Origin of the sequence: Vaccinium witches'-broom phytoplasma str. VAC, assembly GCF_000309405.1 — a bacterium.
In the GTDB taxonomy this organism is placed as follows: domain Bacteria; phylum Bacillota_I; class Bacilli_A; order Acholeplasmatales; family Acholeplasmataceae; genus Phytoplasma.
Genome location: NZ_AKIN01000008.1, coordinates 1 through 7,138, shown reverse-complemented (window position 1 = coordinate 7,138; position 7,138 = coordinate 1). Strand labels below are relative to the sequence as shown.

The following is a 7,138-nucleotide window of genomic DNA, read 5'->3' as shown; positions in this document are numbered from 1 at the left end:
ATAAAAAAATATGTTATAATTAAAATCGGTATTGGATCTTTATTGAAGATTTAATAATGAAAAAAAAGGAGATAATAAAATATTATGGCAGCAATGGATAAGCAAAATAAACAAAGTTATTTAAAAACTAAAAACGGTAAAATAGTTCTTGGTGTTGTTAGTGCAGTTGTAGTGCTTTTAACAGCGGTTGGTGTTTGGTTCTTAATGAAAAATTCACCTTCTAAAGCAGTTAAAAACTTAGACAGCAATTTAGTATCTAAATGGGACACTGTTTACACAGATGCAATAAGCAAAGCGAACCAAGAAAATAGCGCTGATAAAAAAGTAGCAGCATTGAAAAAAGTTGTTAAAACGTTAAGAACATATTACAAAGATATGGAATATTTGACTAACGAAGAAAAAAACAAAAAACCTGAAGATACAGCTAAAAAAGCAGCTTACGAGGCAGCTCAAACAGCAGCTAAAAAAGTTAAAGATGCATTAGATGCAGCTGATAATGTTACTAGTAAAGACGATGCGGCAGCAAAAGCTCTTAGCGACGCTTTAGCACAAGTTACAAAAGACATCTGTCAAACAGTAGTTACTCAATCTAAAACAGCTTACGGATTGTAATAATTTTTAAAAAAAATAATATTTTTTAAATACACAATAAAAAAAGTTCCTTTATTGGAACTTTTTTTATTGTGTATTTTTATTTGTATTGTATTTAATAGCAAAATTAATAAAATCTTTAAATAAAGGATGTGGCTTCAGAGGACGAGATAAAAATTCTGGATGAAATTGAACCCCTACAAACCAAAAGTGATTTTTTAATTCCACTATTTCAGGGACTTTTTCTTCTTGATTAAAACCAGAAACATTGAAATAAGGATCTTTATCAAAAAGAGGAAGATATTCTAAATTCATTTCGTAGCGATGACGATGCCTTTCGTTAATCACTTCTTGTTGATAAATGGCATAACTTCTACTATCTTTTTTTAATTCCGAAGGATAAAGACCTAACCTTAAAGAACCACCTAATTGTGTATTATATATTTTTTGAGTAATAACGGGATAAGGCGTTTTAGAATCTACTTCTGAGGAATTGGCTTGTTCTAATTTTAAAACATTACGAGCATATTCTATCACCGCTATTTGCATGCCAAAACAAATGCCGAAAAAAGGGATATCGTTTTCACGAGCGTATTTAACGGCTTTAATTTTCCCTTCAACCGCTCTAAAACCAAAACCACCAGGCACTAAAATACCATCACAAGTATTTAACTGTTTTTGAATATTATCATTAGTTAAATATTCAGCATCAATCCGTTTAATTTCAACTTTCACATCATGAGCGTATGAGGCATGTTTCAAAGACTCTTCGATAGATAAATAAGCATCATGCGAATCAATGTATTTTCCTACTAAACCAATAGTGATTGTGCGTTTTAAATGTTCTATTTTATGGATTAATTGTTTCCACCGAGATAAATCAGAAGCAGGAACATTTTTAATTTGGAAATGATCTAAAATAAAATCATCTATTTTTTGTTCGTGTAAATTAAGAATAATTTTATATAAAATATCAACATCTGTGTTATCAAAAATAGCGTTTTCTTGAACATCGCATAAAATAGATATTTTTTGCTTCATTTCTGGAGTTATTATTTTTTCACTTCTTAAAATTAAAATTTGTGGTTGTATCCCTAAAGATCTTAATTCTTTCACGCTGTGTTGAGTAGGTTTAGTTTTCGTTTCATTGGAAGATTTTAAATAAGGGATTAAAGTATTGTGTAAATAAAGGACATTATGGAAGCCTAAATCATAACGCATTTGTCTAATAGATTCTAAAAAAGGTAAAGACTCAATATCGCCAACAGTTCCACCTATTTCAATGATAATAATATCATAATCAGTGTTTGGAGCGATAGTTAAAACTCTATGCTTAATTTCGTTAGTAATGTGAGGAATGACTTGAATAGTTTTACCTAAATATTGCCCTTTTCTTTCTTTATTAATTACAGATTGGTATATTTGTCCTGTAGTGACGTTAGATTCTCTTGATAAGTTTTCATCTAAAAACCTTTCATAATGACCTAAATCTAAATCTGTTTCAGCTCCATCATTAGTAACAAAAACTTCCCCATGTTGATTAGGGCTCATAGTGCCTGAATCAACGTTAATGTAAGGATCAAATTTTTTCACAAACACTTTTAAACCGCGTTGTTTTAAAATTTGACCAATAGACGAAGCGATAATGCCCTTGCCTAAACCAGAAACTACTCCGCCCGTCACGAAAATAAATTTAGGTTGTTTTTTATTTTTATTCATCTTTTTTCCTTTTTCCTATGGGAGAAAAACAATTAGATCATATCCAACATTTTCTATATTTTATGTCCAATTGTTTCACCGATATTAATTTGGGTTTCAGCGTTATTTCTCGTATTGTTTAAAATATCTTGATCAAAAGCAACTTTATTCGGTTTAATCAATAAAACTACGGTAGAACCGCCAAAAGAAAAAAAACCTTTTTCTTGGCCTTTAACAAACTTACTGATTTCATGATTGTTTATTTTACCAACCATCATGGCGCCGACTTCTATTTGCACTACTTGACCAAAATTATGAGTATGTAAAATATTATATTCTCTAGTATTTTCTTGTAGAACGTTAAATTGTTTAAAAGCTATAGGGTTCACTGTATGAAATTTACCCTTGATTTTAACCGTTTTTAGACCTAATAAACCATCATCTATAAAAATATAACGATGATAATCGTTAGCTTTTAACCTAAAAATCACTAATTGACCATCTAAATATTCTGAAGCCAATTTATCATCTTTTAATAAATCACTTAAATGATAATTAACATTTTTAATAGTGTATACGCTATTATGATAAATAGGGAAAATACTAACTAGCCCTTCACAAGGGCTAATGAAAGTTGTTTCCTTTCTATCAAAAGACAGATGTTTATATTTTCGCGTAAAAAAATCATTATAAGAACGAAATTTTTTCTTTTCGAATAAATCCAAATCTATATTATATTCTTTGATTGTTTTAGAGATGTGAATTTTAGACAAAAAGGTTTTAAAATATAAACTAGCTAAATAATTCACAAATTTGGAAACAAGAATTTTTAAAAACAGTCTTTTCCAAAAGTTCTTTTCAATATTAGAATACAAAAATGTTTGTTGTTTGCTAGTAATCTTGTCCTCTAAAACATTCCCTTTTTTATCAACTATTTTTTTCATATAAACGACCTTTAATCATTTTTTGAGACACATTTCTAAGTATAACAAAATCAAAATCAACGTTAAAAATAACGCACTTAAAAAGAAATATAAAATATTTTTTTGTTTTTTAAATTTAATTTTATCATAAACAAATAAAAAAGAAAATAACATGAGGAAAAAGAGATATATTAAAGGCGATAAACACCACTGAATATCCTTAAAATCTTTCCACAATTTACCTAATTGTAAGTAAATTAAAATTAAAAAAGGGAACAGAACTGAGGAAAAAGTAACCGGAACGCCGATAAAAACTTTAGAATTTAATTCTTTATTTTCCTCCGTTAAAACGTTAAAATAAGCTAATCTAATTAAAGCTGCTAAAACGTATAAACTACCAAAAAAGATAAAAGCGAATGTTAAAGGTTTATAAAAAGTAGATTCCGAAGGAACCGCTTGTTTCAATAAAGAATAACCTATCGCTACTGGCAAAACGCCGAAACTAACTAAATCAGCCAAAGAATCAATTTGTACACCATATCTTTTTTCCAAAAGAGAACGGTTTTTTTTACTACGACTAACTATGCCATCAAAAATATCGCAAATTCCTGATATTAACAAAAAAACAGAAGCTAAGCCGATTTTTTTTTCTATAAAAACAACTAAACTGACGCCAATAAAGCCGCTTAGTAAATTTAAATAAGTTAAATATACAGTATAATCGTATATACCTAAGAACATTTTTTTAACTCCGCTTACTTGATAATACAACTTGTTGTTTTTTGTATTAATATTTTTTTAAATTATCATATGGGGAAATATTTTATTTATCGTATAAATAATCATATTCATCATTGATATCGTCTTCTTTGTCATCATCATCGCTCACAGAATTTAAATCCACTTGAGGTTTTTTGATATCATTATCTAAATGTTCTTCTGAATCAATATCTAACGCTTCTTCTACTTCTTCTTCGTGCTCATCGCTATCTTCATCATGAATATCATTATTTTTAGGTTTTAAAGTAAAATCTTCAAAATCTAAAATTTTATGATCGATATCTGTTTGTTCTTCATCATCTTTATCGTCTTTTTCAGCATAATACTCTTTATCCCATAAATGTAGATTGTCCGTTTTAACGCACCAAAGATCTTGACCATTAAAAACAAAAAGACCGCTTAAAACAATATCTAAATATAGTTGAGAAACTTTCTCCACATCAGTGAAATCTAATTGCTTAATTTGGAAAACTTGTTCCATTAATTGATAAATAGGTATAGATGTTTTATTTTGTTGTAAAATTTGATAAGAAATATCAACCATTGAATTATTAGGGTCGATTAGGTTCTTTTCGTCCTTCATTATAAATTGTTGTCCTCTTTCTAAGAAAATGATTAAAAGATAATAAAATTATCAAAAAGTGAATTCTAAATTTTCAGAAGCTTTATTAATGACTTCTCTTGAAGCATCTTCTACTTGTTTTAAAACTTCGTTAAAAGATAATAAAATGCTTTCTTGCAGAATATCTAAATTTTCAAGAGCTTGGGTGTTTTTAATACGAACATCAACAACTTGTTTAGTTCCTTGCATCACTATTATAACATCTCCTATTGTAGCAATAAATTCTTTGGATTCTAATGTTTTTTGCTCTTTTTGAATAATTTCTTGCATTTTTCTTAATTTATCAAACATATTAGTATTAATATTCATTTTCACTCCTTATTATATCTTAATTTTTACTTTATCAAAACCAAAATATTCTCTGGCTAGTTTAATTAGTTCTAGTTCATTTTGTTCTATTTTGACAAAGGAGTTTTGTTCATAAAAACTATTGTCTAAATGAGATAAATCAAAATCCATCAGATTATTAGTTGTTTGATATTTATCATAAGCGACTTTGATCACTTCATCCCAATGTTTTGGCAAAATAACAAAATAATCATTAATAATAGTTTTTTTAGAGTTAAAAAGTTTCTTAATGTTTTTTTTCACATTAACATTTAATAAATTCTTATAATTATTCATATCCGAACAAGCTAGCAGCATTTCTTTGTTACGTCCAATCATCAACAATTTAGCTTCTGATAAAACTTTGGCAGAAACTTCTAACTCTAAATTGTCAGAATAAGTTTTTAAATTAGGCCATCTTTTGTTTAAAAGAGTGGTTATTTTATCATCTGGATTAAGCAGAATTTTTTTAATATGTTTTATTAAATTATTTTCTGATTCTATCGTTTCTTCTGAAACAATTGCCTTTTTGTTAGCCAGATAAGATTTTTTAGGTTCTTTTTTAGCGTAAGGAAGGCTGTTATTAGAATATGAAGTATTATTGTTCCGATTATGATTGTTCACCACTGTATTAGTGTTTTTGGCAGCGATAGAAGTCTTTTTAATAATTATATTTTTGTCAAAAAACAGATTATGTATTTTAATGAAGTTTAAAATTAAAGAATTTTTTTTAGTAGGGGAATGGATAATATTTTGTTTTAAAGTGAACAAAATTTCAAAAAATTCATTCCTTTTAGAATTGGTTAACAAACGGAATAAATTTGTATTTTCTTGAGGATTAGTCGCATGTTCTAATAATAATTTTTGAAAAAAATCAATTAAATCATCTAAAAACGGTAAAATTTGCACATTAGGTTTCAAAATTAATTCTAAAAAAGCGATCATTTGGTTGATGTCTGGTTGAACCAAAGATTCGGCTAATTGGTTGATTTTACTTTCTGAAATAACTCCTAACATTTTTTCAACATCTTTTTTTTCAATCAAGTTAGTTTTATAAGAACTGATTTTATCTAATAAATTTAAAGCATCTCGCACGCTTCCGTCTGAATAGGCTGCTATAGTGGTTAAAGCTTCATCAGTAATTAAAATTTGTTCTTCCTCAACAATAGGGTTTAATTTAGTTTTAATTTCTTCATCGGTCAAATTCGGTAAATGAAAATGTTGAGTTCGGGAAAGAATGGTTTTAGGAATTTTAGCTAATTCACTAGTTATTAAAACTAAAACAACGTTCAATGGGGGTTCTTCCAATAACTTCAATAAAGCATTAAAAGCATTGCTAGATAAGACATGAACTTCATCAATAATATAAACTTTATATTTTAATAAATGAGGTTTATATTGAACTATGTCTTTTAATTCTCTAATTTCATCTACACCATTATAAGAAGCGCCATCAATTTCAATCACATCTAAATTTGCTTTTTGGTGGACCACTAAACAAGATTCACATTCATTACAACAATCTTGTCCTTGAGGATTTTGACAGTTAACGGCTTTAGCTAAAATTTTAGCCAAAGTGGTTTTACCTACGCCCTTATTGCCACTTAACAAATAACAATGATGAATTTTTTGCAATTTGATAGCGTTTTTTAAAGTTTTAATAACAACTTCTTGACCTACCATCCCATTAAAATTTTTAGGCCTATGTTTACGATATAAAGCTAAATAAGACATACAAAATAAATCCTTTTTCTTCTAAATTCATTCTTTTATATTATATTCTGCCAAGAGGTTTTATGGAAGGGAGACACCTAAAACTTTAACTAAATAAAGAATAAAAAAATTTTTATTTGACTACAAATAAAATCACGTCTTAATATTTTACCATATGAAAAGCCTTTTTTTCTAATGTGGCGCGTCTTTTGCTTCATTTTTCTGTTTCTCAATTTTTTTTACCGAGCAAAAGAGCAATTTGAAAAAAGAAAAAATTTCTTTTAAGGTTTTTTAGAAAGTCTAAAATATGGTTTTTTTACCTTTTTAAAAAGCGGCTTTTTTCAGTGCAAAAAAGAATAAAAAGTTTAAATTTTACCGAAATTAGGTTGATTTAATGAAACAAACAAACGCTAAATATCACACAAATATTTAACTTTTCCTAATTTAAATATGATAAAATTACTTATGTAATGAATAAATATTT

General features: G+C 27.6%; 7 protein-coding genes. 1 reads left to right on the top strand and 6 read right to left on the bottom strand.

Annotated elements, in window-relative coordinates; all coding sequences use genetic code 11:
- Nucleotides 1-84 precede the first annotated feature (84 nt).
- Complete coding sequence (locus tag RI68_RS00485; protein ID WP_017193314.1) at nt 85-612, top strand: hypothetical protein; 528 nt, start codon at nt 85-87, stop codon at nt 610-612.
- A gap of 66 nt (nt 613-678) precedes the next feature.
- Here the strand turns inward: RI68_RS00485 and RI68_RS00480 are convergent, their stop codons facing one another.
- The 6 genes from RI68_RS00480 to dnaX all read right to left on the bottom strand — a co-directional run bounded on the left by RI68_RS00480 (nt 679) and on the right by dnaX (nt 6,675).
- The gene (locus RI68_RS00480; RefSeq protein ID WP_017193313.1) at nt 679-2,310 is read right to left on the bottom strand and encodes a CTP synthase; all 1,632 of its coding nucleotides are present in this window, start codon (nt 2,308-2,310) and stop codon (nt 679-681) included.
- A gap of 53 nt (nt 2,311-2,363) precedes the next feature.
- Nucleotides 2,364-3,233 carry a phosphatidylserine decarboxylase gene (locus tag RI68_RS00475; protein WP_017193312.1) on the bottom strand — a complete coding sequence of 290 codons (870 nt, stop codon included), beginning with the start codon at nt 3,231-3,233 and terminating at the stop codon, nt 2,364-2,366.
- Between the two features lie 15 nt (nt 3,234-3,248).
- A complete protein-coding gene (locus tag RI68_RS00470) occupies nt 3,249-3,953 on the bottom strand; it encodes a CDP-alcohol phosphatidyltransferase family protein (protein ID WP_017193311.1) in 705 nt (234 codons plus the stop codon).
- Between the two features lie 82 nt (nt 3,954-4,035).
- Nucleotides 4,036-4,575, bottom strand: coding sequence for a DNA-directed RNA polymerase subunit delta (gene rpoE, locus RI68_RS00465; RefSeq protein WP_017192204.1), 540 nt, complete (start codon nt 4,573-4,575; stop codon nt 4,036-4,038).
- 51 nt (nt 4,576-4,626) lie between these two features.
- A complete protein-coding gene (locus RI68_RS00460) occupies nt 4,627-4,923 on the bottom strand; it encodes a YbaB/EbfC family nucleoid-associated protein (protein WP_017193310.1) in 297 nt (98 codons plus the stop codon).
- Nucleotides 4,924-4,935: 12 nt separating this feature from the next.
- Nucleotides 4,936-6,675, bottom strand: coding sequence for a DNA polymerase III subunit gamma/tau (gene dnaX / locus RI68_RS00455; protein ID WP_017193309.1), 1,740 nt, complete (start codon nt 6,673-6,675; stop codon nt 4,936-4,938).
- Nucleotides 6,676-7,138 lie beyond the last annotated feature (463 nt).

Excerpts from the sequence above, each read along its gene's own strand:
- RI68_RS00460 (WP_017193310.1), bottom strand. The coding sequence starts at position 4,923 with ATGAATATTAATACTAATATGTTTGATAAATTAAGAAAAATGCAAGAA.
- RI68_RS00475 (WP_017193312.1), bottom strand. The coding sequence starts at position 3,233 with ATGAAAAAAATAGTTGATAAAAAAGGGAATGTTTTAGAGGACAAGATT.
- RI68_RS00480 (WP_017193313.1), bottom strand. The coding sequence starts at position 2,310 with ATGAATAAAAATAAAAAACAACCTAAATTTATTTTCGTGACGGGCGGA.
- RI68_RS00485 (WP_017193314.1), top strand. The coding sequence starts at position 85 with ATGGCAGCAATGGATAAGCAAAATAAACAAAGTTATTTAAAAACTAAA.
- dnaX (WP_017193309.1), bottom strand. The coding sequence starts at position 6,675 with ATGTCTTATTTAGCTTTATATCGTAAACATAGGCCTAAAAATTTTAAT.
- RI68_RS00470 (WP_017193311.1), bottom strand. The coding sequence starts at position 3,953 with ATGTTCTTAGGTATATACGATTATACTGTATATTTAACTTATTTAAAT.
- rpoE (WP_017192204.1), bottom strand. The coding sequence starts at position 4,575 with ATGAAGGACGAAAAGAACCTAATCGACCCTAATAATTCAATGGTTGAT.